Origin of the sequence: Streptomyces sp. NPDC101234 (genome assembly GCF_044767525.1) — a bacterium.
Lineage (GTDB): Bacteria > Actinomycetota > Actinomycetes > Streptomycetales > Streptomycetaceae > Streptomyces > Streptomyces sasae.
This window is the reverse complement of the sequence record NZ_JBIWOA010000002.1, coordinates 265,445-291,114: the sequence shown is the minus strand read 5'-3', so window position 1 is coordinate 291,114 and position 25,670 is coordinate 265,445. Positions and strand designations below refer to the sequence as shown.

The 25,670-nt window shown below is 71.4% G+C and carries 22 protein-coding genes; 12 read left to right on the top strand and 10 right to left on the bottom strand.

Going from position 1 to position 25,670, the window contains the following annotated elements; all coding sequences use genetic code 11:
• Positions 1-5: 5 nt before the first annotated feature.
• The 3 genes from ACIRR9_RS04610 (at position 6) to ACIRR9_RS04600 (ending at position 4,003) form a co-directional block, all read left to right on the top strand.
• Positions 6-1,061, top strand: a complete 1,056-nt coding sequence (locus tag ACIRR9_RS04610) for a DNA cytosine methyltransferase (RefSeq protein ID WP_403747492.1) — start codon at positions 6-8, stop codon at positions 1,059-1,061.
• Complete coding sequence (repSA, locus tag ACIRR9_RS04605) at positions 1,058-2,458, top strand: replication initiator protein RepSA (protein ID WP_403747490.1); 1,401 nt, start codon at positions 1,058-1,060, stop codon at positions 2,456-2,458. The genes ACIRR9_RS04610 and repSA overlap by 4 nt, the downstream gene beginning before the upstream one ends.
• 123 nt (positions 2,459-2,581) lie before the next feature.
• Positions 2,582-4,003, top strand: a complete 1,422-nt coding sequence (locus ACIRR9_RS04600; RefSeq protein WP_403747487.1) for a recombinase family protein — start codon at positions 2,582-2,584, stop codon at positions 4,001-4,003.
• Between the two features lie 259 nt (positions 4,004-4,262).
• On the opposite strand, the gene ACIRR9_RS04595 is transcribed toward ACIRR9_RS04600, so the two are convergent.
• Positions 4,263-5,210 (bottom strand): YIP1 family protein, encoded by a 948-nt coding sequence (locus ACIRR9_RS04595; protein ID WP_403747484.1) that lies wholly within the window; start codon positions 5,208-5,210, stop codon positions 4,263-4,265.
• 168 nt (positions 5,211-5,378) lie between these two features.
• On the bottom strand, positions 5,379-6,860 hold the full coding sequence (locus ACIRR9_RS04590) for an FG-GAP and VCBS repeat-containing protein (protein WP_403747482.1): 1,482 nt from the start codon (positions 6,858-6,860) through the stop codon (positions 5,379-5,381).
• A gap of 369 nt (positions 6,861-7,229) precedes the next feature.
• Between ACIRR9_RS04590 and ACIRR9_RS04585 the strand changes: the two genes are divergently transcribed.
• Positions 7,230-8,186: a MerR family transcriptional regulator gene (locus tag ACIRR9_RS04585; RefSeq protein WP_403747480.1), complete on the top strand. Its 957-nt coding sequence runs from the start codon at positions 7,230-7,232 to the stop codon at positions 8,184-8,186.
• 15 nt (positions 8,187-8,201) lie between these two features.
• On the opposite strand, the gene ACIRR9_RS04580 is transcribed toward ACIRR9_RS04585, so the two are convergent.
• Positions 8,202-8,825 carry a histidine phosphatase family protein gene (locus ACIRR9_RS04580; protein WP_403747478.1) on the bottom strand — a complete coding sequence of 208 codons (624 nt, stop codon included), beginning with the start codon at positions 8,823-8,825 and terminating at the stop codon, positions 8,202-8,204.
• Between the two features lie 221 nt (positions 8,826-9,046).
• A complete protein-coding gene (locus ACIRR9_RS04575; RefSeq protein ID WP_403747477.1) occupies positions 9,047-9,553 on the bottom strand; it encodes a hypothetical protein in 507 nt (168 codons plus the stop codon).
• A 591-nt stretch (positions 9,554-10,144) separates the two neighbouring features.
• Between ACIRR9_RS04575 and ACIRR9_RS04570 the strand changes: the two genes are divergently transcribed.
• Positions 10,145-11,560 (top strand): hypothetical protein, encoded by a 1,416-nt coding sequence (locus ACIRR9_RS04570; RefSeq protein ID WP_403747474.1) that lies wholly within the window; start codon positions 10,145-10,147, stop codon positions 11,558-11,560.
• Positions 11,561-12,098: 538 nt separating this feature from the next.
• Entirely contained in the window at positions 12,099-12,419 is a 321-nt protein-coding gene (locus tag ACIRR9_RS04565; protein ID WP_403747471.1) for an antibiotic biosynthesis monooxygenase family protein, read from the top strand.
• 48 nt (positions 12,420-12,467) lie between these two features.
• On the opposite strand, the gene ACIRR9_RS04560 is transcribed toward ACIRR9_RS04565, so the two are convergent.
• The 4 genes from ACIRR9_RS04560 to ACIRR9_RS04545 all read right to left on the bottom strand — a co-directional run bounded on the left by ACIRR9_RS04560 (position 12,468) and on the right by ACIRR9_RS04545 (position 17,941).
• A complete protein-coding gene (locus ACIRR9_RS04560) occupies positions 12,468-12,932 on the bottom strand; it encodes a DUF1877 family protein (protein ID WP_403747469.1) in 465 nt (154 codons plus the stop codon).
• 449 nt (positions 12,933-13,381) lie between these two features.
• The gene (locus tag ACIRR9_RS04555; RefSeq protein WP_403747466.1) at positions 13,382-14,587 is read right to left on the bottom strand and encodes an NAD(P)/FAD-dependent oxidoreductase; all 1,206 of its coding nucleotides are present in this window, start codon (positions 14,585-14,587) and stop codon (positions 13,382-13,384) included.
• 102 nt (positions 14,588-14,689) lie between these two features.
• Positions 14,690-15,634, bottom strand: coding sequence for an RNA polymerase sigma factor SigJ (gene sigJ, locus ACIRR9_RS04550; protein WP_403747463.1), 945 nt, complete (start codon positions 15,632-15,634; stop codon positions 14,690-14,692).
• Positions 15,635-15,688: 54 nt separating this feature from the next.
• Positions 15,689-17,941, bottom strand: coding sequence for a tetratricopeptide repeat protein (locus ACIRR9_RS04545; protein ID WP_403747460.1), 2,253 nt, complete (start codon positions 17,939-17,941; stop codon positions 15,689-15,691).
• Between the two features lie 475 nt (positions 17,942-18,416).
• On the opposite strand from ACIRR9_RS04545, the gene ACIRR9_RS04540 reads away from it, so the two are divergent.
• Positions 18,417-18,863, top strand: coding sequence for a hypothetical protein (locus ACIRR9_RS04540; protein WP_403747459.1), 447 nt, complete (start codon positions 18,417-18,419; stop codon positions 18,861-18,863).
• A 198-nt stretch (positions 18,864-19,061) separates the two neighbouring features.
• Positions 19,062-19,487, top strand: coding sequence for an HIT family protein (locus ACIRR9_RS04535; RefSeq protein WP_403747456.1), 426 nt, complete (start codon positions 19,062-19,064; stop codon positions 19,485-19,487).
• Here ACIRR9_RS04535 and ACIRR9_RS04530 read toward each other — a convergent pair.
• Positions 19,484-20,257, bottom strand: a complete 774-nt coding sequence (locus ACIRR9_RS04530; protein WP_403747454.1) for an SDR family NAD(P)-dependent oxidoreductase — start codon at positions 20,255-20,257, stop codon at positions 19,484-19,486. The genes ACIRR9_RS04535 and ACIRR9_RS04530 overlap by 4 nt on opposite strands.
• A gap of 100 nt (positions 20,258-20,357) precedes the next feature.
• On the bottom strand, positions 20,358-21,737 hold the full coding sequence (locus tag ACIRR9_RS04525; RefSeq protein WP_403747452.1) for a pyridoxal phosphate-dependent decarboxylase family protein: 1,380 nt from the start codon (positions 21,735-21,737) through the stop codon (positions 20,358-20,360).
• A gap of 161 nt (positions 21,738-21,898) precedes the next feature.
• Between ACIRR9_RS04525 and ACIRR9_RS04520 the strand changes: the two genes are divergently transcribed.
• The 4 genes from ACIRR9_RS04520 (at position 21,899) to ACIRR9_RS04505 (ending at position 25,581) form a co-directional block, all read left to right on the top strand.
• Positions 21,899-22,387 (top strand): MarR family transcriptional regulator, encoded by a 489-nt coding sequence (locus ACIRR9_RS04520; RefSeq protein ID WP_365337688.1) that lies wholly within the window; start codon positions 21,899-21,901, stop codon positions 22,385-22,387.
• Between the two features lie 68 nt (positions 22,388-22,455).
• Entirely contained in the window at positions 22,456-23,571 is a 1,116-nt protein-coding gene (locus tag ACIRR9_RS04515) for a sugar ABC transporter substrate-binding protein (protein WP_403747450.1), read from the top strand.
• A gap of 31 nt (positions 23,572-23,602) precedes the next feature.
• Complete coding sequence (locus ACIRR9_RS04510; RefSeq protein WP_365337684.1) at positions 23,603-24,379, top strand: ATP-binding cassette domain-containing protein; 777 nt, start codon at positions 23,603-23,605, stop codon at positions 24,377-24,379.
• Complete coding sequence (locus ACIRR9_RS04505; protein ID WP_403747448.1) at positions 24,370-25,581, top strand: sugar ABC transporter permease; 1,212 nt, start codon at positions 24,370-24,372, stop codon at positions 25,579-25,581. Before ACIRR9_RS04510 ends, ACIRR9_RS04505 begins: the two co-directional genes overlap by 10 nt.
• The last annotated feature ends 89 nt before the right edge of the window (positions 25,582-25,670 follow it).

Sequence of the window (25,670 nt, the reverse complement as noted above, 5' to 3'; positions counted from 1 at the left end):
ACGCCATGACCACCCTCGACCTCTTCGCCGGCCCCGGCGGCTGGTCCCAGGGCCTGCGCGCTCTCGGTGTGCGGGAAGTCGGCATCGAGATCGACCCCGTGGTCTGCCAGACCCGCGCGGCTGCCGGGCACGCCACGATCCGCGCCGACGTCGCCGCCTACCCCACCAAGCCCCTGCGCGGGAAGGTGTCCGGGCTGATCGGCTCCGCGCCCTGCCAGACGTTCAGCGCGGCCGGTCTGCGCGCCGGAACCGACGATCTGCCCCTGTGTCACCAGGCGTTGGACGACCTCGCCCGCGGGAGGGACACCCGTGCCACCCTCCGGGCCGCTTGCGTCGACAAACGCTCCCTGCTGGTGGTCGAGCCCCTTCGCTTCGCTCTGGACCTGCACCCCGAGTGGGTCGCGCTGGAGGAAGTCCCGGCGGTGTTGCCGCTGTTCGAGCACACCGCTCGCCTCCTGACGGCCGCCGGCTACTCGACGTGGACCGGTGTCCTCAACGCGGCGGACTTCGGCCTGGCCCAGACCCGCCGCCGCGCCTTCCTGCTCGCCTCCCGCACCCGCCCGGCCCTGCCCCCGGATCCGACCCACGCCGACGGCGGCACCCCCGACGACCTGTTCGGCACCGGCCTGCCGCCCTGGCGGACCATGGGCGACGTCCTGGGCTGCCCGCCCGCCGTGGTCCACACCCGGGGGAACCACACCACCGGCGGCAGCCGCTTCCCGACCACTGGCCCGTCCTGGGCCATCACCGGCCGCGCCCGCTCCTGGCTCCTCAAGGTCGGCAACCGCCCGGCCGCCACCCGCCGCCGCCTCGACCAGCCGGCGCCCACGCTGCTGTTCGCCAAGGCACTCAACGACGTCTCGTGGATCGATGCGGACGGCACGCCGATCCGCCGCCTGGCCGTCGAGGAAGCCGCCGTGCTCCAGGGCTTCCCCGCCCACTACCCGTGGGCGGGCTCCCGCACCAAGCAGTTCCAGCAGATCGGCAACGCCGTTCCCGCGCCACTGGCCACCGCCGTGCTGCGCCCCCTGGTCCCGGCCGTCCTGGAGGTGTTCGCGTGACCGACACCGCCACCCTGGCGGGCCTGGCCCCGGCCACCCTCACCGACGTGCTGAGGCTGGCCGGGTCCGCCGGCTTCGACCGCATCCAAGAGCAGATCCGCCGTACCGGCGGCTGCTCCGACCCGATCCACCTGCAAGGCTCCACCGTCACCCGCGACCGCACCACCGGCCAGGTCCTCCACCGCTACGACACTGACAACGAGCCGGGCGGCCGGCTGCGGATCGCGTGCGGAAACCGTCGCGCGTCCCGCTGCCCCTCCTGCGCCTGGACCTACGCCGGAGACACCTACCACCTCATCCGCGCCGGCCTCGTCGGAGACCCCGCCAAGGGCACACCCGAGACCATCCGGGATCACCCCCGCGTGTTCGCCACCCTGACGGCGCCCTCGTTCGGCCCGGTCCACAACCGGCCCGGCAACCGGCCCTGCCGCTGCGGCACCCGCCACGGCGAGGACGCGCCCGAACTCGGCACCCCGCTCGACCTTGAGACGTACGACTACGCGGGCGCCGTGCTGTGGAACAACCACGCCTCCGACCTGTGGCGGTACTTCACGATCTACCTCCGCCGCGAGATCGCCCGCCGCGTCGGCCTCACCCAGAAAGAGGCCCGCGAGCAATCCCGCGTTGCCTTCGGCAAGGTCGCCGAATACCAGAAGCGCGGAGCCGTCCACTTCCACGCCGTGATCCGCTTCGACGGCCCCGAAGGCCCCGACAGCCCGCCGCCGGCCTGGGCCACCCTCGACGTCCTCACCGACGCCATCCGCGCCGCCGCCGCCCGCGTCGCCGTCGACGTACCGCCCGCAGGAGACCAGCCCGCCCGCCTGCTGCGCTGGGGCACACAGCTCGACGTACAGCCGATCGGCGCCTTCGGCCACGGCGAAGAGATCACCGAACAGGCCGTCGCCTCCTACGTCGCCAAGTACGCCACCAAAGCCGCAGAGACCACCGGCACCGTAGACCGCCGCATCGGCAACAAAGAGGCCCTGGTCCTGCTCGGCGTCCCGGATCACCCCGCCCGGCTCATCACCGCATGCCTCGACCTGCACGCCCTCTACCCGGACCGGAAGCTTCGCGACTGGGCTCACATGCTCGGCTTCCGAGGCCACTTCTCCACCAAGTCCCGCCGCTACTCCACCACCCTGGGCGCCCTGCGACAGGTCCGCGCCGACTACCGCGCGCAGCAGCAACGCCGCTCCCTGGGCTTGCCCGACCTGGACGACGAGACCGAGGCCACCACGCTCACCCTCGCCCACTGGGCCTACGCCGGCCACGGCCACACCCCCGGCGAATCCTGGCTCGCCGCCAACATCCGCCGGGACATCCAGCTCAACCGCGAGACCGCACGTGAAGAACTCGGTGCCCAGGAGGGAGGTGAGCCCGATGGCTCGAACCGCTGACCAGGAACCGCGTAAGCGCGTGATGACGAAAGACGAGTGGATCGAAAAGCACCTCCGCCGCGCTCCGGCAAGGGATGAGGACTGGGTGCGTCGACTCCTCGTGCTTCAAGGCAGGGGTTAGCGATGGCCCCCAAGGTCGCGGTCTATACCCGCATTTCCAGGGACGACGAGGGCGACGGGCTCGGTGTTGCCCGTCAGCGTGAGGACTGCGAGCGGCTGGCTGAGCTGCGCGGCTGGGACGTCGCGAAGGTCTACGAGGACAACGACTTGTCAGCCTTCAAGCGGAACGTCAGGCGTCCCGAGTTCGAGTTGGTGCTGAGCGACCTCGCGGACGGGCTGATCGATGGTGTCGTCGCGTACGACCTCGATCGGCTCGCCCGTCAGCCGAGAGATCTTGAACGACTGATCGACCTCTACGACGAGCGCAAGCGCCGTCTCTTCGCCACGGTCACCAATGACGTGAATCTCTCCTCGGCCGACGGGCGCACCATGGCCCGCGTCATGGTCGCCTTCGCCAACAAGTCGTCCCATGACGCATCACGTCGGATCCAGCGCAAACACCTTGAACTGGCGCGACAGGGCAAGCAGAGCGGTGGGCCGGCGCCTTACGGCTGGCTCAAGGGCGGAATCAAGGTCGACCCGGAAGCGGCCGAGCACATCCGCGCTGCCCAGCGACAGCTCCTGGCAGGCGTACGGATCGGAACCATCCGCACCGACTGGCAGACCAGGGGCCTGGGACATCCGCGGCAAGGAACGACTCGGATGGCTCATCATCAAGTCGAGCACATGCTGACGAACCCCCGGCTGTGCGGCTTCCGTACCTATCGCGGCGAAATCCTCCTCGACGACGACGGCCGACCAGTCATCGGTGAGTGGGAGACGATCAACACCGTTGAGGAGTGGGAAGCGGTCTGTGCGGTCGTTACCGAGCGCAAGAAGAAGGACCCAGGGCGCTCGTTCGCCCGCAAGTACCTGCTGTCCGGTATCGCCCGCTGCGGACTGTGCCATGCCAAGATCCGTGGTCAGGTCAACAATCGCCGCAAGCCCGGTTCCAAAGCCGCGACGTTCACCTATCAGTGCTCCGTGGTGAATGGAGGGTGCGGCCAGGTGGGACGTGTTGGGGAACCCGTCGACGAGTTCGTCATCAGTCTGGTTCTCGCTGAGCAACGGCAAAGGGCTGAGATCGATGAGTTTGAGCCGGTCGAGCAGTGGCCGAACGCTCCAGAGTTGGCCGCTGTCGAGTCGGACATCACAGAGCTGACGCAGGCTGCGAAGGACAAGAAGATCACCGTCTCGACTCTGCTTCAGCTCCTGCCGGATCTTGAGCGACGCCGTGACGAGCTGAAGTTGGAGCGCGGACGGTTCAACAAGGAGCGGCACCAGGCCGAGTCGTTGATCGCTGACGTTGGTGAGGACTTCCGGTCATTGCCCATCGAACGTCAGCAAGCGCTGATCTTGCACAGCCTGTCAGCCGTGCTGATCCATCCCGCGGGGAGGGGCCGGCGGAAGTTCGACCCGAGTCTGATCGAACCTGTCTGGCGCTGACTGATCGCGAAGTTCCTGGGGCCCTCGGCTGAAGTGATGCCGGGGGCCTCATGGCGTTGACCTGCGGAAATATCCAGTTACCGACCACCCTCATTCGGTCAATGAAGCCTGGAGTGTCGAGCAGCCCGTGGTGAAGAGGGCCGGGCAGGTTCTGGACGCGTGAGGTGTGCGGGCGGCGAAGGTCCGTGCTGATCGAGGAAGGGCCCCCGGCTGTCTCGCCGGGGGCCCTTCTCGTACGGACCGTGTGTGCCGGTGGCGGCTAGAACGTGCCCAGCTTCACGATCGACAGCAGTGCGATCAGCTGGATCGCCGACGCGCCCAGGGCCTTCGGCCACGGCAGGTCGTGGGACCTGCTCACCATCAGGGTGAGCAGGGCGCCCGCGCCGACCCAGGTGGCCCAGCCGAGGAGCTGGACGAAGCCCGCGTCGCCGCCGAAGAACATGGCGAACAGGAGGCGGGGGGCGTCGGTGACCGACATGATCAGCATGGAGAGGCCGACCGTCGGCTGCCAGGCGCCGTCGCCGCCCAGCTGGCGGGCCAGGGTGTGGGTCACCACTCCGAGGACGAAGGACATGGCCACCACCGCGACCGCGGTCACCAGGACGATCGGGATCGCGTTGGAGAGTGTGGCGTTTATCGCGTCCGAGCGGGCGCCGTCGAAGCCGAAGACCGCGAGCAGGCCGTAGAGGAAGGTCACGATGAGGGCGGGGGCCCACATCGAGTAGTCCCGCATCTGGAGGAAGGTCTGGTCGGGGGCCAGGACGATGCCCCGCAGCAGGTCCTTCCAGTGCAGACGCGGGCCGATCGGGCCGGACGGCGCCGCCGAACCGGCGTGGTAGGTCGCACCCTGCGTGTACGCACCGGCCTCGTCGACCGAGAAGGCCTGGGTGTGGCCCGGCTGGTTCGCCGCGTACGGGTCGGGCGCGCCGCCGTAGCCGCCGTAGCCGTTGTCGTCGCCGAAGTACTCCGGGCCGTCGCCGCCGGGCTGTGTCCGGCCCTGGTGTCCGCCGCGCGCCTGCGCCTGCGGCCAGCCGGGCCCGCCCCCGTTCTGCGGGTACGGCCGCGGAGCCGACGGGTGTCCGTACGACGGCCCCGGCTGCCCCCCGTAGTTCTGGGGCGGCGCCTGCTGCCCGTACGCGGGTTGTTGCGGTCGCGCTTGCGGGGCACGGTTGTCCCGGGCGCCGCGTCCGATCCTGAATCCAGCCACGTCCTCGAACGTACCCGGTCCGGAAGGACCGCGTGCGGGCTCGGCCGCCCGAGCCCGCCATTGCGGCAGACCTGTGACATCCCCTAAGGGACACCTAAAGGGATACCTAAGGGATGTCCAAGCGGTCCTCGGCGTTCATCCTGGGCGTTCCTGAGCCTTCCCGGGGGCTCAGTCGGCGAAGACCGCGCCGAACTGCGGGATGCCCGTCGTCGGCACGCCCACGTTGCTCGCGCCGATGGCCCGCGAGCCGGCCGTGGTGATCTTCGAGCCGTTGGACGGCAGGTAGGTCACCGCGCCGTCGCCACCGTTCTCGTACGAGCCGACGACCAGGTCGGCCCTGCCGTCGCCGTTGACGTCGTCGAGCTTGACGTCGGCGCCGAAGAGGTCGTTCTTCTCGTCGTCGCCGGGGACACCGGCCGTGCTCTGGGCGAAGGACTGGGCGCCGGAGGCGAGGTTGATCCCGGTCTTCGAGCCGTACAGGACGGTGACCTGGCCGGTGTTGGTCTTGCCGCCGAGGTCCTCGTTGGGCGTGGAGACGACCAGGTCGGCGTAGCCGTCGCCGTTGACGTCCCCGAGGTCGAGGTCCCAGCCGAAGCCGTCGCCCGTCTCCGAGGCGCCGGGGACGTTGGAGGTGTTCTGGTTGAACATGGTGACCTTGGCCGGGCCGGAGGCGCTGCCGTAGGTGACGGCCACCCGGCCGCCCTTGGCGGAGTCCGGGACGGTGGTGCCGTCGGAGGTGTTGTCCCAGTCGGCGCCGCTGACGATGTCGCCGAAGCCGTCGCCGTTGATGTCGCCGATCCCCGTGACGATGCCGCTCTTCAGCGTCTTCACGCCGGTGGCGGTCAGGCCGTTCGCGGTGCCCGGCAGCCAGTAGTTGGTGTTCCACTGGTTGCTGGTCTTCGTCTCGAACCCGTCGACGACCAGGTCGCTGCGGCCGTCGCCGTTGACGTCGCCAGCGGTGAGGTGCAGCGGGCCGTAGGCCGACGAGCTGTTGCCGGCGCGGATCGGCGCCTTGACGGTGTACCGGCCGCCGGGGGTGCCGTTGCTCGCGATGCCGCCCTTGAGCACCCACAGGGTGGCGGAGGAGCTGCCGACGGCCAGGTCGGCCTTGCCGTCGCCGTCGAAGTCACCGGCGGCCAGGGTCAGCCCCCAGTTGTCGTGCGAGGACGGGGACGGGTCCTTGAGATCCACGCCCTTCCCGGTGAGGCCGCTCTTGGAACCCCAGAGCAGCGTGACGGTACCGCCGTCGGTGTCGGTGCCGACCTTGTCGTACGGCGCGGAGACCGCGAGGTCGTCGTAGCCGTCGCCGTTGAAGTCGGCGTACGCCAGGTCGTAGCCGAACTCGTCGCCGGCCGCGGCGGTGCCGGGGACGCCGGTGCTGTTCTGGCTGAGGGTGGTGTGCTTGGCGGCGGTGACACCGGTGGTCTTCGAGCCGTAGAGGGCGACGATCTGGCCGGCGTTCTTGTGGCCGCTGACGTAGGCGGTGGCCGCCGAGGTGGCGATGTCGCCGATGCCGTCGCCGTTGAAGTCGGCGTGCGCGACCTTGACGGAGTCCGCGGCCGACGCCGAAGCGGCCGAGAACGTGAGCAGACCGCCCGTCAGCGCGGCCGCAGTGGCCGTCGCGAGGGCGAGTCGCGGGAACGTGTGCATGCGGGTGGTCTCCTGCGGCATGCGGGGGGCCGTCCGCACCGGGCGGACGTCCGGAGTCGTTGAATGTCCGGCGATCAAGAGACCCGCGCCAACAAGTAAAGGTTGTACGTGAGTTCGATGAAATCACCGGGGCGGGTGGCTGCGACTCGCCGGGGCCTCGGGCGCGGCACCGCCGGTGCAGGGCGGGCCCATGAGAGTGACGGGCCCAGGAGGGTGATGGGCCCAGGAGGGTGATGGGCCCAGGAGGGTGATGGGCTTGCGAGGGTGACGGGCCCATGAACGCCGTGAAGGCCTGTGCAGCGACCGTGCCCGCGGAGCGCTTGACCTTACCCTTGAGGGCAGGGTTTAGCGTTCTTCGAGGTGAGAGGCATGCGGATCGGGGAGCTGGCTCGGCGAGCCGGTGTGACGACCAAGGCGGTGCGCTACTACGAGTCGCTCGGGCTGCTCGCCCCGGCGCGGCTGGGCAACGGCTATCGGGACTACGACGAGCACGACGTACGGCTGACCCAGGAGATCCGGGCGCTGGGCCGCCTCGGCATCCCTGTCGAGGGGACACGGCCGTTCCTGGACTGCCTGGCCCTGGGACACCGGCACGCGGACGACTGCCCGGCCGCGCTGGCCGGGTACCGGGACGCCATCAACGAGCTCACGCAGCGGATCGAGGGCCTCACCGCCCGCCGGGCGGTGCTTGTGGCGCACCTGCACGAGGCCGCCCACCGCAACAGCCGCCGCTCACCGGCCACCGAAGGAGAGGAACCGATGACCGACTACACGAGCCTGCCTGCCGACCTGCCCGTTCCCGAGGACGACGGCGCCGCCGCCCACCTGCCCGGAACCGGAATGCCGCAGCTGGAACTCCGGGCCACCGACGGCGCGACGGTCGGCCTCGACGCGCTGGGTGCAGGTCGCACGGTGCTCTACATCTACCCGCTGACGGGCCGTCCCGGCGTCGATCTGCCCGAGGGCTGGGACGCCATCCCCGGCGCCCGTGGCTACACCCCCGAGACATGCGGCTTCCGCGACCACCACCAGGATCTGCTCGCGGCCGGCGCGGCCCGGGTGTACGGCCTCTCCAGCCAGGACAGCGACTACCAGCGTGAGGTCACCGAGCGGCTCCGCCTGCCGTTCGAGATGCTTTCCGACCCGGCCCGAAGCCTGGCCCGAGCGCTGGAACTGCCCACGTTCACCGTCGGCGGGCTGACGCTGTACAAACGGCTCACACTGATCGTCAGGAACGACGTGATCGAGCACGTGTTCTATCCGATCTTCCCGCCGAACAAGCACGCCGACCAGGTCCTGGCCTGGCTGAGGGACAACGCCCTGTAACCCTGTGAAGCCGCCTCAGACGTGGAGCTCCGGCGGAAAGCCGGTCCAGCGGAGCTCGGTGGGGAGGTGGCCGGTGTCGTTGAAGAGGAGGAGCGCCGGCGGGCGGTCGGGTGCGTAGCGGATGACCGTCAGGGCCGCGTTGGCGTGGTTGATGCCCAGCCATCGCCACTTCGGCGCGGCGAGAGCGGCTCGGACGAGCCAGCCGACGAGGAAGTTGTGGGTGACGACAAGCTCGTGGCGCGGTTCGTCGCCGGCGACGGGTCCGGTGAAATCCGCGAGCGCCGCCGCCGCGAGCCCGGGGCCCTGTTCGCGTTCCTCGGCCGTGAACTGGTCCAGGAACTTGATCCAGGCGTCGGCCGCCTCCGGCGGCAGTTCCTCGTGTGCCGGCAGGTAGGGGAGGTAGTCGCCGGCCGCTTCGGAGCGACGGCGCGGGACGCCGTCGAGCTGTTCACCGATCAGCCGGGCGGTCTGTTCGGCACGGGCGAGGGGCCCGTGGTGGATCGCCGCCAGCGGGACCCCACGGAGCCGCTCCCCCAGCAGGGCGGCCTGGCGGCGGCCCGCAGCGGTCAGTTCGCTCTCGTCCGGCGATGCCTCGGCGTGACGGGCGAGATAGAGATAGCGGGCGGCCGTACCGGTCATGGGCGTGTCCTTCAGTGGAGTCGACCTTGCGGACTCATGGAGGGACGCCGACCCGCGCGGACCGGTTGCGCGAAGGGCGGAGTCGTACGACCACGGTTCGATCGATCCCCGGGTCGGCCACAAGAGGGCGCCCGTTCCTGTCAGCCGACCGGGTCACTCCGTCGAACTCCCCCTTCTCGCCGAGGAATCCCCGGACGATGGCGTTGAAGGGGCAGGTTCGGTCAGCGGTAGAGGTCGATCGTGAAGCGCCGCGTACCCGTGCCGATCGTGACGGCGTGGACCGAGCCACGAGCCCGGTTGAACACCCCGGTGCCGCCGGTGACCGCGTTGTCGAACGAAGGGGGAGGGCCCGGGTTGAGGATGCCGAAGACCATCCCCTGCACGGTGAGTTGGCCGCCCGGGAGGTTGTAGTTCACGACGCACTCCTCCGCTCCGCCGCTGTCGACCCGGGTGGTGGTGCAGGTGCCGCCGGTGTCGCCGACCTTGTTGCCGAGCTGGTCGAAGAGTTCCGAGCGGAAGACGGTCCGATCGCCCTGGGCGGGGCTGCCGCCGGGATTGACGGGGAAGCGTGTCTGCTGCACGAGGTGGCCGATGAGTGTGATGACCTGGTGTCCGCCCTTGGCGTGGGCGAAATCGGTGTCCGTCGCGGCGCCCGCGACAGGGGCGCAGGCGAGAAGGGTGACCAGCGCAGTGGCCGTGCCGAGAAAGGCTGCCCTGATGGGGCGCATCGTGTGGCTCCCGAGGTCGATGTTCATGAACGGTCAGATGCCGCATTCATAACCTCGGCTCTGCCCCCGCCCGGAACGCCCCGGCACGACCCACCGTCAGATCCGACCAGTCGGACCAACCCGGGACGAGAGATGCCCCGACCGACCGCGCACTGCGAAGCTCGCGATCCACGACCGGCACACCAACTGGCCGCTCCCGCCCTCCTGATCACCCTTGTACTCCCTCATAAGTCCCCACAACCCCGCGCAGCGGAGCAGGCCGTTCGCATCGTTGTGCACGGCGGCCGTCCCCTGACGTCGCTGGTGGCGAGCCGACGGGACCCCGCGGGGGATCTGGTGCTTCATGCGGGCTGGGGCCGGTTCCGGAGGAATTGGCGTGGGTGTTTGTCATACCGGTGATCTAAGGTCGTGCCGTTCGTCACCGCCGGAGGCGTGACCGGCTTGCCGGCGTGCAGCTTCAGCAGCTGCGAAGGAGACGGACCGGTGCCTGTGCCCGATCGCCCGGTGGTCGGCGTGGTGCGGACAGGGACTGACGTCCCACCCGGTCCGTTCAGTGAATCCATGCAAGCCTCCTCAAACATAAGGATGTTGATGAGACGCAATTCCCTCACCGGCTTAGCCGCCGTGTTCGCTTCGGCGGCAGGTCTGGCCGCATCGTTGCTGGTCGCGGGTCCGGCCGGTGCTGTTTCCGGCCAGCCGGTGATCACCATGGACGCGCCGACTCCGGCGGCCCTGCCGGCCGCTCCTGCCACGGCAGGCCTGTACTTCGACTTCCACACGAAGACCAAGAACCTCACGGCCTACGATGCCACTCTGACCGTGGACGCCCGGGGTCTGTCGAAGATCGCCAAGGTGGCGTTCTCAAGCAACTGCACCGCCCATGGCCTGGTCGCCACGTGCTCGGAGTCGTTCGAGTCGGGATCCGATCCGAAGACCGGCCTCGGGTCCATGACTCAGCTGACCCTGACCGCGCTCAGAGGCAGCCGGCTGGGCGCCACGGGAACGTACAAGATCACCGGCCGGTCCGCGCACGCGCAGATCGTGGGTGGCACGGGATCGGTCACCGTGGGAGGGCCGTCCTTCGGCCTGAACCGCCTCGCCGATCACACCAACCTGAAGGTCGGCAGCAACCTCACGGAACCGGTCCGGTTCACCAACGTCGGCGACCGTCCCGCCCGCGGTGTGCAGACCGTCCTGGCAGCCTCACCCGGCCTGGACTTCGCCGACCACTACTCGAACTGCCAGTACGGATCCAACGGACCCGTCCACTTCGCCAAGTGCTACCCCAAGGGTGCCATCGACATCGCAGAGACGGCTGCCCTGTCCGCCCCGGTGCGCCTGCACGTGAACTCCACCGCCCTGTTCACCTACCTCGACGTCCTCACCGCACCTCTCGGCCAGCCCGGCTGGCCGGACGGCCAGGGCATCAAGTGGACGTGGGGCAAAGACTCGGCGCCCGCGCTCAAGCTCAAGGTGATCAAGGCAGGCCGACATTCTTCGGCCCCGGCGGGATCCGTTTCACTGCCGCAGACCGGCACCGTCACCGACTACGGGATCGCTTCGCTCAAGGCCCGCAACACAGCCGACTTCGCAGTCTCCGGCGCGAGTGCTCAAGCCGGTGTGGGTACGACCGCGACCCTCGGCTTCAACCTGGCCGCAGGCGGTCCGGCGACCCTGTACGACCGCAGCGGCGGTGACGGAGTACCCACCGCCTGGGTCACGCTCCCGCCCGGCACCACCGCCGTCGGCCACTCGGCCAACTGCGCCCCGTGGCAGGAGGACAACCCGACCGCCAAGGCCAAGGGACCCTACATCTGCGCGCTGCCGGGCTACATCGTGCCCAAGGGACAGGTCACCGACTTCGCCCTGACCCTTCGAGTCGACGACGTCGTCACCCATGCCACAGGCAGCGTCCAACTGGTCTGGGGCCCGGACCCGGCCGACTCCCACCGGCCCGACTTCGATCCGGACAGCCGCAACGACTCCGCCGTCCTCACCGTGAACTGAGCCGCAGCCCACGGGCAAGCACCGGCCCCCTCCGCCCGGTCACGGCCCGACGACCACTCCACCGCTCTCCCCGACGCGCAGGCCGGTGCCGGGCAACCACCTGCTCGGCACCGGCGGGCGAGGCGTCACGGAACCCGAGGCACGCCGATGGCCAACGCGCCGGCGTGGGCGACCGGCCGCATGCCGCTGCCGGCGAGAGGGTGACCGCCGTAGTCCTCGCCGCGCATCGACTGGGTGTCACCGACGGGATGCCCCGCGCCCGAGGGGTGCCGCGGACGTCTCCGCAACCGACCCGGACGGCTCTTCGCCGACGGCGCCACGACTACGGCAAGTACCGCCGACTTGCTGCGGAAACGCGGCATCTGCCGCCTGGTCGACCGACGTTCCGTTGCCCACGGCTCTGACCTCGGCCGCACCCGCTGGGTCATCGCGCGGACCGAACCGCCTGGCTCCGTCGGCCCGAACGACTCCGTGTCCGCTACGAATGATCAGTTGGTCGCTCACGCCCTCCTGATCACCTCTGCGGCAGGATGGGCCCATGAGCGTAGTCAAGATCAACGTACTGACCGTGCCGGCCGAGCAGCGGGAGACGCTGGAGAAGCGGTTCGCGTCCCGGGCCCACGCCGTGGAGAACTCGGACGGGTTCGAGTGGTTCGAGCTGCTGCGGCCCGTCGAGGGGACCGACCAGTACCTGGTGTACACGCGGTGGCGGGACGAGGAGTCCTTCCAGGCGTGGATGGAGGGGCCGATGAAGGCGGCGCACCAGGGCGGGGCCGAGGACGAGCGGCCGAAGCCGGCGGCCTCCGGTTCGACGCTGTGGTCCTTCGAGGTGGTCCAGTCGGCGGGGCCGAAGGGCTGACACCCGGGCGGTCCCGCCGGAGGCTCGGACCGGGCGGGTGAAGGCGGCTCACGGCTCGGACAGGCACTTCACCACCGCGTCGCCGGACTCGGCCGTCTGCGCGTAGAAGGTTCTGAGCTCCTGGTGGGCCGCGGCGAACTCGCCCCAGGTCTCGGGCTCCGCGGGCGTGCCGCCGTAGTGCGGCATCAGGGTGTCGCGGGCGAGATCCCACAGGGCGTCGAAGTCGGCCGCCGTCAGGAACCCGGCCACCTGGCGGGCCTGGGCGGCGGTCAGTACCAGCAGGGGCGGCTTGTGGCGGTCGAGGCGGACCACGGGGCGGCCGCCCAGCAGCACCTGGGTCTCGGGACGGGTTGTGGAACCGAGCGGGCAGGCGCCGGCGTAGATGCGCTCCTGGTCCAGATAGCGCCGGTGCCGGACGGTCTCCGAGTCGCTCTCGAAGAGCCGTTCCAGCCAGGTCGGGCTGTTGCGCAGCGCCGGGGCCGGCACCGCGCGCAGACGGAGGTACTCGTTCATGTCAGAAGGAGCGCACGCGGGTCTCGATCCATCACGCTGCCGGGTGGGAACGGGGCGGATCGGCCGCTGACCTCGTGCGCCGTGCCGCCGTGACGGATCGGCCGGACGCCGCGGCGGATCGGCCGGACGCCGTGACGGATCGGCCGGACGCCGCGGCGGAAGGGCCGGCCGCCCCCGCCGGCTCCGCGCCGTTCACGGGGGGAGACACGAACGGCGTGGAGAGGTCCGGGGAGCGACCGGCTTACTCCCCCAGCGCACGGTCGCCGGGAAGCGTCACCCCGGCCAGGGCCCGCCGGATGCCCGGTACCGGTCAGGCAGGTCACACCGGGGGGCCGGGGAGGCCGGGGGGGGCCGGGGAGGCCGGGGAGGCCGGGGAGGCCGGGGAGGCCGGGGAGGCCGGGGAGGCCGGGGAGGCCGGGGAGGCCGGGGAGGCCGGGGGCAAGTGGCCGTCAGGCCCGCGTGGCGGTCTGTGCGGTTGTCGTCGGGGCCGGCTGCGGTGCGACGACGTGGCGGCGCCTGGCGGGGATGCCGAGCAGCGGGTTGGCGACGCCCCAGGCCGCGCCCTTGCAGACGAGTTCCTTGTAGACGGCGGCGGTCCGGCCGGTCAGGGCCGCCCGTACGGCGCGGTCGTCGGCTGTGACGTACTGGATCAGGCCTTCCCTGCGGCCCAGCGAGATGCACTGGTTGAAGTAGCGGATCGGGGTGTTCGGGAGCTTGCCGCCGGTGAGGCGGGCCGCGATGGTGTCCGCGGCCTGCCAGGCCATGGGGACGCCCGAGGCGCAGGACATCCGGAGCGGCTTGTCGCCGGGGCCCGCCGCGAGGGCCGCGTCACCGATGGCGTAGACGTCGGGGTGCGAGACCGAGCGCATGGTCCCGTCGACGACGATCCGGCCGGTGTCGGTGACCTCCAGGACGGTGGCCCGGGGGATGGGGTGGACGGCGAAGCCGGTGGTCCACAGGGTGACGGCGGCGGGGACCGTGCCGCCCTCGGCGGTGGTGACATGGTCGGCCGTCACCGCGGCGACGGCGGTGTGCTCGTACACGGTGATGCCGAGCCGGTCGACGACCTTCCGCAGGTGCCGGCGCCCCTTGGGCGAGAGCCAGTCGCCGAGGCCGCCGCGGGCGGCGAGGGCGACCCGGAGGTCCGGGCGGGCCTCCGCGATCTCGGTCGCGGCCTCCAGGCCGGTGAGGCCGCCGCCGACCACGACCACGGGCTGCCCGGCGGCGAGACCGGCGAGGCGCTCGCGTAGCCGGAGCGCGCCGGGGCGGCTCGCGATCTGGTGGGCGTGCTCGGCGGCGCCGGGGACGCCCTGGTCGTTCCAGGCACTGCCGAGGGCGTAGATGAGGGTGTCGTACGCGATCTCCTCCGCCGCGCCGGCCGCGTCGACGGTGGTGACCGTCTTCCGGTCGACGTCCACGGCGGTGACCGTCGCGAGCTTCAGGGCGACTCCGGTGCCCGCGAACATCTCGGCGAAGGGCCGGGGCCTGAGCTCCTGGCCGACCGCGAGCTGATGCATCCGGACGCGCTCGACGAAGTCGGGTTCGGCGTTGACGAGGGTGATGGCGACGTCCTCGCGGTGCAGCCGCCGGGCGAGGCGGCCGGCGGCGACGGCTCCGGTGTATCCGGCTCCGAGGACGACGATGCGGTGCTGCATGTCCGTGCTCCTGTCATCCAGCTCTTTGGCGGGTCGCCCCTTGAACCGGGCGGCCCGCCGATTCCTGACAGGAAGGTGATGTGAACCAGCTCACATGGTTGTTCAGAAGAGGCGGAGCAGAGGTTCGCCGTGGTCGCCGGCCGCCCACTGCCTGGTCGCGCGTTCGAGCTTGTCGGGGTTGGCCTGGCTGCGGAACGCGGCGATGCCCTCCGGAGTGATCTCCAGGCACATGATCCCGAAGACCCGGCCGTCGACGACCGCCACGAGGGCGGGGCCGCCGTTGACGGCCGTGAAGTAGAACTCGACCGAGCCGCCGGCCAAAGCCCGCTGGGCCGGGCCCGGTTTGAACAGGCCCCGCATGAGACTCGCGACCGCGAGGGCGCCCTCGAACGCCTTGGCCCGGGCCGGGACCTTCCCGCCGCCGTCGCCCATCGCGACCGCGTCCTGGGTGAGCAGCCGGACGAGCGGCTCGGTACGGCCGCTGGTGGCGGCCGCGAGGAACTCCTCGACGATCCGCCGGGCGGCGGCCTCGTCGACCTCGGTACGGGCCCTGCCCTCGGCGACGTGCTTCCTGGCCCGGTGGAAGATCTGCTGGCTGGCGGCCTCGGTGAGGTCGAGGATCGCGGCGATCTCCCGGTGCGGGTAGTCGAAGGCCTCCCGCAGCACGTACACCGCGCGCTCGCCGGGGGTGAGGCGCTCCAGCAGGGTCAGGACGGCGTACGACACGGACTCGCGCCGTTCGGCGGTGTCGGCGGGGCCGAGCAGCGGATCACCGGCGAGCAGCGGCTCGGGGAGCCACTGGCCGACGTAGGTCTCGCGGCGGGCGCGGGCCGAGGTGAGCTGGTTGAGGCACAGGTTGGTCAGCACCTTGGTCAGCCAGGCCTCGGGGACCTCGATACGGCCGACGTCGGCCGCCTGCCAGCGCAGATACGTCTCCTGTACGACGTCCTCGGCCTCGCTCGCGGAACCGAGGAGCCGGTAGGCGATGGCCCCCAGCCGGGTCCTGGACGCCTCGAACCGGTCCACCTCGCTCGTCGTCAGAGCCATGGCCCGGATCCTAGCCCGCGGCACGCTCCCGGCGGGTGCCGGTGCGCAGGGCTCTCAGTGGTGGTGGCCGTAGCTCGTGTCGGTGGTGCCGGCGCGGGTGGCCGCCTCGGCGGCGCGGATCCGGGCGTGGGCGGCCTCCGGGGCGCGGCCGGCGCTGTCCAGGACCCGGGCGAGGTTGTTCCAGGTCAGGCTGTTGGCGTACCAGTTGTCTGAGTCGTGGCGGATGCGGAGGGACTCCTGCAGGGCGGCGACGGCCGCATCGGTGCGACCCGCCGCGTGCAGGACGCAGCCGAGGCTGTTGAGCGAATCTCCGTGCAGGAAACGGTTGTGGGTCTCGCGGTGCAGAACGCAGGCCCGTTGGAGCACGAGCGCCGCCTCGCCGTGCCGGCCCAGGGCGTCCAGCACCAGACCGAGGTTGTGCCAGGCACGGCCCTCGTGGGAGCGCTCGCCGATGTCACGGAAGCGGTCACGGGCCCGCCGGTGGGTGACGACGGACTCGTGCAGCAGGCCGCATCTGCGCTGGGCGAGACCGAGGTTGTTCCATGCCATGCCCTCGCCGGCCGGATCGCCGAGCCGACGGAACAGGTCCGCCGCGTGGACGAGGGGTTCGATGGCCTCGTCGGACCGCTCGGCACGCAGCAGCGCGTTGCCGAGGTGGTTGCAGACGGTCGCCTCCGCGTGCCGGTTCCCCGACCGGCGCGCCCGTTCCCCGGCCGTGCGGCTGACACTGACCCAGTCCTCGAAGTAGCGCCGTCTGCGCAGGAATTCGGCCAGGTGGAGCGCGAGCGCCACGGTGCAGTCCGGGTCGTGTTCGTCGGGCCACTGGACGGCGGCGACGAGGTTGACGCGCTCGGCCTGGAACCAGGAGAGCGCCTCCGCCCGCCCCTTGAACAGATCGGGCGGCGGGCCGTCGGAGGGCGCCCGCAGCTGACGGTCGGCGGCCGCCGCCTTCGTCCGGTAGTGGTGCCGTATCTCCCGGCGCGCCCGGCGGCCCTCCTCGCCGAGTACGGGGTCGTCGGCGGCGAGCGCACTCGCATAGCCGCGGACCAGGTCGTGGATGCGCCAGCGCTCGGGGAGTTCGTCGCCGCGTCCCTCGCCGGTGATCAGATGGGCACCCACGAGGTCGTCGAGGAGATCCAGTGCCAGGGGCCGGGGCCGTCCGGTGGCCACCACCGCCGTTTCGGTGCTGAAGTCCTGGAAGGGCACCTGGGCCAGCCGGCACAGCGCCCGGGTCCGGTCCGGGGGCAGCCGGCGGAAGGACATGTCGAACACGGGGGCCAGCGCCAGGGCCCGGCCGTATTCGTCGACGCCCCGGCTGGTCAGGACCCGGGTGCGGTCGACGGCCGCTCTCAGCTCCTCGACCAGTGACGCCAGCGGGTTGCGGACATGGCGCCGGTGCAGGAGGGAGGTGGCGATCCGCAGGGCGAGCGGCATACGGTCGCACAGCCGGGTCAGCTCGCGCACCGACTCGGCCTCCTCCGGCGTCCACTCGTCCGCGCCGCCGGCCCGCCGGCGTAACGCCGGGGCGATCAGGCGGACGGAGTCGTCGGGGGTGAGGGGTCCCAGGGGTAACTCGACGGCCGTCAGCGACTCATGGCATTCGCGCGAGGTGATGAGCACGCAGTGCAGACCGCTGGCGGGCAGCAGCGGTGAGATCTGCGCCGAGTCGGAGACGTTGTCGAGCACCAGCAGGACCCGCCGGCCGGCGTCGGCGAGCGCCGCGAGGTGGCTGCGGTAGGCGTCGAGCTGGTGGCCCTCCTCGCCGTAGTGGCCGACCAGGTCGGAGCGGAGGTCGAGGTCGCCGGTGGCGAGGGCGTGCAGCAACGAGGTCACCGCCTGGGTGGGGGTGACGGGGGTGTCGTCGTAGCCCGCGAGGTCGAGGAAGAGGGCTCCTCCGGTGAACCAGCCCTCGTTCCGGGCCCGGTGCGCGGCCTTGAGCGCGAGCGCGGTCTTGCCCATGCCGCCGAGGCCGGTGACGACACAGACGAGCGGCGCGTCCGGGGCCGGGCCGACGGGCGGCCCCAACCGTGCTGCCAGCGCGGCCAGTTCGCCGGCCCGTCCGGTGAAGCCGCGCTGCGCCATCGGCAGCGTGCACGGAGCGGGCCGGTCGGGACGGCGACGGCCGTGGTTCACGATCATCTTTCCGACGACCTGCCCCCGGAAGACACCCTGCCGGAAGTCGACGTGGTCGTCGGCATCGGGGGCCGAGTCGCCGCCGGGGTCCGGCGTCCGGCCGTCACCTGCCTGCACCTGTGGCTCCCCCTCGACCCGCAACCGCCAGGCTCGCACCGCTTTGAGGGGCTTCACGGTAGAGCATCCCCACCATCCGGGGGACGGGTTCGGCCAACCCCACCCGCACCCGTAATTCTCATGCGTCCCACCACGGCACACCCATGCGATCCCCCCGCCGCCCGTACACCGGTGCGCATCGAGCCACCGGCTTCGGGCATCCAAACGGGAGGGACCACTTGACCACGCCCTTCGGGCACACTCACTCGCACCCGCACCCGCACTCGCACACACCCGCGCGCGTGCCGTCCTCGCCGTCCTCGGCACCCTGGGGCTGGCGCTGGCCGCCGCCGCGGCACCCGCGAGCGCGGCCGCCCCGACGCCCGTCACGCCCACTCAGCTGTTCAACGGCTACCAGACCTGCTCGACCGACGCGGACCAGCCGGACACCCGGAACCCGGACAACCCGTCCCCCGAGTTCGGCGACACGGTCACGTTCACGCTCCGGCCCGATCCGGGCGTCCAGGCGGTCAGCCCGGTCGTCGGCTACTCGGTGAAGACGCTCGACGACAGCACCGTCGACGTCCCGGCCGGGTCGGACGGCACCGCCCGAGCCGACCTCACGCTGGACGGCATCGCCGGCGACAGCGTCGACGTGACCAGCAAAAGCGCGAACGGCTGGGTGAGCGACGCGGGGTCCTGGAACATCGGCTACGACACCACTCCCACAATCACCTCGGACGTCTACCCGGAGAACGGCTCGGGCGGCGGCGCGGGTGTCCCCGGCACCTTCACGTTCGCGCCGAAGGTGAAGGGCGTGGCGAGCTACACGTACTCCTTCGACGGCGACCCGGAGGTCACGGTCGACGCGGGAGCCGACCACACGGCGAGCGTCGACTGGACCCCGCCCGCCGCCGGCGACTACTGCGCCACGGTCTACGCGACGAGCGCCTCCGGCATCCGACTGCAGCCGTACCACTACTGCTTCACGGTGAACTGACACCACGGACAGTCACGCCCGAGCCCGCCCGGGCCCGTCGGAACCGCCGGCGGGCCCAGGCGCCGGTGCGCTTCTTCCTCGCCGCGGCGTCCGTCGTCCCCGGCGACGGCTGCGCTCGACGACGGCAGCATTCGACGACGGCAGGATTCGACGGAACTCACCTGGTGACCCTCACCCGTTGAAGGGATACTCGCCCTCATGCCCACGCTCTTTTCCCGGATCCTCGCCGGTGAACTGCCCGCCCGGTTCGTCTGGCAGGACCCCGAGGTCGCCGCGTTCCTCAGCATCGCCCCGCTGACCCCCGGCCACACGCTGGTGGTGCCCCGGCGGGAGGTGGACCAGTGGACCGACACGGACGGCGAGTTGCTGGCCCGCTGTGTCACCGTGGCGCAGGCGATCGGCCGCGGGGTGCGGCGAGCCTGGGACGCGCCCCGGGCCGGACTGGTCATCGCCGGTTTCGAGGTGCCTCATATGCACATCCATGTCGCGCCCGCCTGGGGCATGGCCGACTTCGACTTCTCCAGGGCCGAGGTCGAGAAGGACGAGGCCGCGCTGGACGAGGCGGCGACCCGGCTGCGCACCGCACTGCGCGAACTCGGGTTCGCGGAGAACGTGGCGGGCTAGCCGGCCGACGCCAGTCGGCGCAGTACGGCGGCGGAGACCGGCGTGGGCAGGGCCCGCAGCGTGCGCACCAGTGCCGCCGTGGGCCACGGGAAGTACGCCTGCGCCGGCTCCTTCTCCAGGGCGCGTACGACATACCGGGCGGCCCGCTCCTGGCTGATCTGGAAGGGTTTGGGCAGGCCGTCGCCCTCGATGCGCTCGGTGGCGACGAAGCCCGGGTGGATCGAGGTGAACCGGACGTCGTGCGGCGCGAGTTCGATGCGCGCGGTGTCGACGAGGGTGCGCACGGCCGCCTTCGCCGCCGAGTACGGCCCCTGCCGGGGGATGCCCATCAGCCCGGCCAGGGAGTTGGTGTGGGCGATCAGGCCGCCGCCGGGCTGCCCGCGCAGCTGCCCGATCAGCGGGACCAGGTAGTTGACCACCACGTCGTAGTTCAGCGCCATGATCCGCGAGACGTCCGCGACGCTCACCCGGTCCATGGCCATGTCCGGCCCCTGCCCGGCGTTGAGGAGCGCGACGTCGACGGAGCCGTACTCCGCGACGGCGGCCGCCACCACCCCGGCGGCGGCCGCCGGGTCCAGAGCGTCCGCGGGCAGGTCCAGGCAGGCGCTGCCCGCGGCCCGTATCTCCGCGGCCACGGTGGCGAGTTCGGCGGTGCGCCGGGCCGTGATGACGAACCGGTTGCCGCCGTGGCCGAGTTGGCGGGCCACCTCGGCGCCGATGCCCGACGAGGCGCCGACGATCAGAACGGTCCGGTCGGTGATGCGTCCCATGGTGCCCCTCGGTGTCCCCCGGTGTCCCTTCGTCCGGCGCCAGCGTAGGCCGGGCGAGCGGGCCGCCGGGCGAAGAGCGCCCGACGTGTGCCCGGGGCGGTCAGGGACCGGGCGTCCGCCCGGCGACGACCAGTTGCTCCACCCTGCCGTGCAGGTGCTCGACGTGGTCCTCCGACTCCGGCTTCATGAGGACGCTGCGCAGGATCCGGGCGCCGTCCGCGTCCGCCGTGATCTTGGGGTGGCGGGCGGCGAAGGCCTCGCGGTCGGCCCTGAGGGTGCTGAGGAAGACCGGGTCGGGGCCGGTCATGCCGTCCGTCAGGATCCGGGCGGAGGCCGCGTCGATCGCGGAGAGGGCCGCCGGGTCGGTGACCGGGAAGTAGCTGACGATGTCGAGCTGGGGCCGCTGGTAGAGCCCCAGGTACTCGGACGCCTCGATCAGGTCCGCCCAGCGCAGCGCCGCCCGCCGCCCGGCCGCCAGGACCTGGCCGAGGCCCTCGGGGGCGGGCGGGAGAAGCCGGAAGGTGAGCCACAGTGCGGCCGCGGCGGCGCCGGCCCGGGAGCACTCCAGGCTGATCTCGCCGAGGTGGAGCTCGGTGGAGGTGAAGTAGGTGTAGGGCGAGTCGTGCAGGTAGAAGCGGCCCACCTCGGGGTCGCGGAAGAGGACGGCTCCGCAGCCGTACGGCTGGAGTCCGTGCTTGTGCGGGTCGACGACGATCGAGTCGGCCCGGGCGAGGGCCCGCCAGGGCTCGGGCGGCAGCCCCTCGGGGCCGTCGGCGCCGGCGAGGAGCGTGAAGAAGCCGCCGTAGGCCGCGTCGACGTGGACGCGGACGCCGTACCGCTCGGCGAGCGGCAGGATCTCGTGGACGGGGTCGACGGCGCCCAGGCCTGTGGTGCCGGTGGTGAGGACGACGGTGCCCACGTCACCGGTCTCCAGCACCTCCGCCAGCGCGTCGGGATCCATCCGGCCCTGGCCGTCGGTGCGGACGGGGTGGCTCGTCATGCCCAGGACGTGGCACATCCGGCCGTGGGTGTAGTGGGCGTCGGCGCTGTGCGCGATGCCCCGGCCGGGGTGCAGTTCGCGGGCGACGAAGAGGGCTTCGAGGTTGGCGATCGTGCCGCTGGTGGTGAGGTGGCCGAGGTGCTCGTCGTAGCCGAACATGGCGGCGAGCTGCGCGACCGCCTCGCGTTCCATCGCGGCCGTGGCGGGGCCGCCGTCCAGGGCGTGGTTGTTGGGGTTGATCAGCATCGCGGTGAGGTGGCCGACCACCGCGGCGGGGTGCGGGGGCTTGAGCATCTGGCCCGCGTAGTGCGGATGGAAGAAGGGGTAGTTGTCCTTCAGCCGGTCCGTGAGCTCCTCGAAGACCGGTGCGAAGCGGTCGTCGGTCACGTCGAGGGACGGGTGCGGCCGGTAGGGGCCGAAGGTGTCGGCCCACTCCTGTATCGCGTCGGTGGCTCGACCGAGCCAGTGCTGCAGATCCACTGGTCTTCCTCTCGCTCGCGGGTCCGTGGTCCGGGGTCGGTGCTTCCACCGTACGATTTCATTGACTACTCAGCAATTGACTAGTCAGCAATTGAGACAGAGGCAGGTGAGGTGACAGTGAGTGACACAGCAGTAAGTGAGCCGGCAGTAAAGTCGCCCGGATGAACGCCTCACCCCCGCACGACGACGAAGCCGCGCGCGCCGCCAACAGCCCGCTCGTCCGCGACTTCGGGCTGCTGATCAAGTCCGCCACCCGTCTGGAGCAGCGGATCGACAGCGCGCTGCGCCGGGAGTGCGGGATCAGCCACACCATGCTGGAGGTGCTGATACGACTCTGCCGCCGACCCGGCGAGGAGGTCTCCCAGCGGCAGCTGGCCGACGACCTCACGCTCACCAGCAGCGGCACCACCCGGCTGATCGACCGTATGGAGGAGGCCGGGCTGGTCCGCCGCGCCCCGTCGCCCGGGGACCGGCGGGTGGCCCTGGTGGAACCGACCGCCGAGGGGCGTACGGCGTTCCTGGGCGCGGCGGCCGTCCATGCCCGGGTGGTGGAGGAGTTCTTCGTCAGACCGCTGTCGGCCGGCGACTACGCACAGCTGACCGGCGCGCTGTCCGCGATCGACCGGGCGCTTCGCGACGAGACCCGGTGACAGCTTGACTACCCTGATATCGGACAACCAGCGATAAACGCCTGCAATCGCCCCCTAAGGAACCGGTCATGGGTCTCACTGTCGGGCTTCCGGGCGGGAAGCGCGGATCCCTCGCCCGTGCCTGGGTGGCGGCCGTGGCCGGTGCCGGGCTGGCGCTCAGCGCGGCCTGCGGCGGGGGCGGCGGGAGCGGGAGCCGGAGCGACCACCTCAGCGTCGGTGTGCTGCTGCCGGGCGGCGGGGCCTCGCGGTTCGGGCAGTTCGACCGGCCGCTCATCGAGCAGCGGCTGAAGCAGCTGTGCCCGCACTGCCCGGCCCCGATCATCGCCGCCACCCCCGACGCGGACGTCCAGCAACAACAGCTCAACGCCCTGATCACCCGGCGCGTGGACGTCCTGATCCTCTCCGCCATCGACCCCGAGTCGCTGCGCTCGTCCGTCGAGGCCGCGCACCGGGCCGGCATCCCGGTCGTCGCCTACGACCGGCTCGCGCAGGGCCCGGTCTCCGGGTACGTCACCTTCGACGGCGCGACCGTCGGCAGGCTCCAGGGCGAGGCGCTGCTGAAGGCGATGGGCCCGAAGGCGCGGGGCGGCCAGATCGTCATGATGAACGGCGCCGCGAACGACCCGAACACCGGCTGGTTCAAGCGCGGGGCGCTCTCGGTCCTCGACGGCAAGGTACGGATCGGCAAGTCGTACGACACCGCCGGCTGGCGGCCGGAGAACGCCTACACCAACATGGCCGGCGCCATCGCGGCCCTGGGTGCGGGGCGTATCGACGGCGTCCTGGCCGCCAACGACAGCCTCGCCGGTGCCGTGATCTCCGCGTTCGACGCGAGCGCGGTCCGGCCGGTGCCCCCGGTCACGGGCCAGGACGCCGACCTGGTGGCCGTGCAGCGCATCGTCGCGGGCCGGCAGTACATGACCGTCTACAAGTCGTACCGGGCCGAGGCGGACGCGGCCGCCGAGATGGCCGTGGCCCTGGGACGCGGCGAGCCGGCCGGGTCCGTCGCCACCGGCACCGTCGACAGCGTGACGACGAAGAAGATCCCCTCGGTTCTGCTGCCGTCGTACTCGGTGACGGTCGGCACGATCAAGGACACTCTGATAAAGGACGGTATATACACCATCGATCAGATATGCACCCCGAAGCTCCGGTCCGCCTGCGACAGGGCCGGACTCACCTGACACCCCGACGGCGGGGGAAGGAGGTCGCCCCGTGGTTCAGCCCCTGTTGGCGCTGCGCGGTGTCTCCAAGCGTTTCGCCGCCGTCCAGGCGCTGGTGGACGTCGACCTGGAGATCCGGGCCGGGGAGGTGGTCGCCCTGGTCGGCGCCAACGCCGCGGGCAAGTCCACGCTGGTCAAGGTGATCTCGGGCGTCGTCGTCCCCGAAAAGGGTGTCATCGAGTGGGAGGGCCGCCCGGTCCAGATCAAACGCCCCCACGACGCCCGGGACCTCGGCATCGCGACCGTCTACCAGGACCTGTCGATGTGCGGGAACCTCGACGTCGTCGGCAATCTCTTCCTCGGCCGGGAGATCCACCGGTTCGGCATCCTCGACGAGGTCGAGATGGAGCGCCGGGCCCGCGAGCTGCTGCGGACCCTGCCCATCCACATCCCCGACGTACGGGCGCCGCTCGCCACGCTGACCGGCGGCCAGCGGCAGGTCGTCGCGATCACCCGCTCCTTCCTCAGCGCACCCCGGCTGCTGCTCCTCGACGAGCCCACCGCCTCCCTGGGCCTCGAACAGACCAACCAGCTCCTCGACCTGATCGAGGAGATCCGCGACCGGGGCACCGGGGTGCTCCTGATCAGCCACAACATGGGTGACATCAAGGCCGTCGCCGACCGGGTCGCGGTGCTGCGCCTGGGCCGCAACAACGGGGTCTTCAAGGTCGGCACCACCTCCCAGGAGGAGATCATCGCCTCCATCACCGGCGCGGCCGACCACGCCAGACGGCATCCCCCGGCCGGCTCGGAGGAGACATGGCCGTGAGGGGGCGGCGGTACGGCGAACGGTTCAAGAAGTACGCGGGCGCGGCCCGCCACAGACTGCACGAGGGCGGCCTCGGCCCGGCCCCGGTCCTGCTGACCGTCGCCGTGATCTGGGCGGTCTTCCAGGGCCTCAACGCCAACTTCCTCTCGCCGCGCAACCTGTCCGTGCTGAGCGTGGACATCGTCGGCACCGGAATCATCGCCGTCGGTGTCGTCTTCGTGCTGGTCATCGGCGAGCTCGACCTGTCGGTGGGCTCGCTGGCCGGCCTGTCGGGCGCCCTGTTCGCGACGCTGAACGTGAACCACGGGATACCGGAGTGGCTCGCCGTGCTGGTGGCGGTGGCGGCGGGCGCGGCCGCCGGGGCCTTCCACGGGTTCGTGTTCACCAGGACCGGGGTCCCCGCGTTCGTCATCACCCTCGCGGGGCTGCTGGCCTGGAACGGGCTGATGCTCTACCTGCTGGGCCCGGAGGGCACCATCAATTTCAGCGGGGACGGACTGGTCGCCATGCTGACCGCCCGCCACTTCGGCGTCCCCGTCGCCGGCTACGGCGTGGCGGCGCTCGGCACCGCCGCGTACCTGGCCGTCTCCTTCCACGACCGCGCCCGCCGCGCCGCCACCGGCATGCCGTGCCGCCCGGCGGCCGAGATCTGGGTCCGTACGGCTCTGCTCACCGTGGTGACGTTCGCGACCGCCCATGTACTCGGCCGCTTCGAGGGCGTCCCGCTCGCGCTCCTGGTCTTCCTCGCCGTCCTCGTCGTCTCCGACCTGCTCCTGCGCCGCACCACCTACGGCAGGCGGGTCCTCGCCCTGGGCGGCGGCGCGGAGGCCGCGCTGCGGGCCGGGGTCGGGGTGGCGTGGGTCCAGGTCTCGGTGTTCCTGGTGTCGGGCGCGCTGGCCGCGGTCGGCGGTCTGTTCTTCGCCTCCCGGCTCACCTCCGCGACCCAGGTGCCGGGCTCCGGAATGCTGCTGATCAACGCGATCGCCGCCGCCGTCATCGGCGGCACCAGCCTCTTCGGCGGCCGCGGCTCGACCTGGTCGGCCCTGCTGGGGGTGCTGGTCATCCAGTCGATCGCGTCGGGCATGGCCCTGCTCGGCGTCCAGCCCGCCGTCCAGTTCATGATCACCGGCGGGGTGCTGCTGATCGCGGTGGTCTTCGACGCCCTGGCCCGACGGGCAGCCGTCTCCCACGGGCGGGCCTAGGCCTGGCCTAGGCCCTGCCGGCGGCGTGTACCGCAGACTCGGGGGCGGGCCCCTCGGTGAGCGAGGGGGAGGGCGGGGCAGGGGGAGTC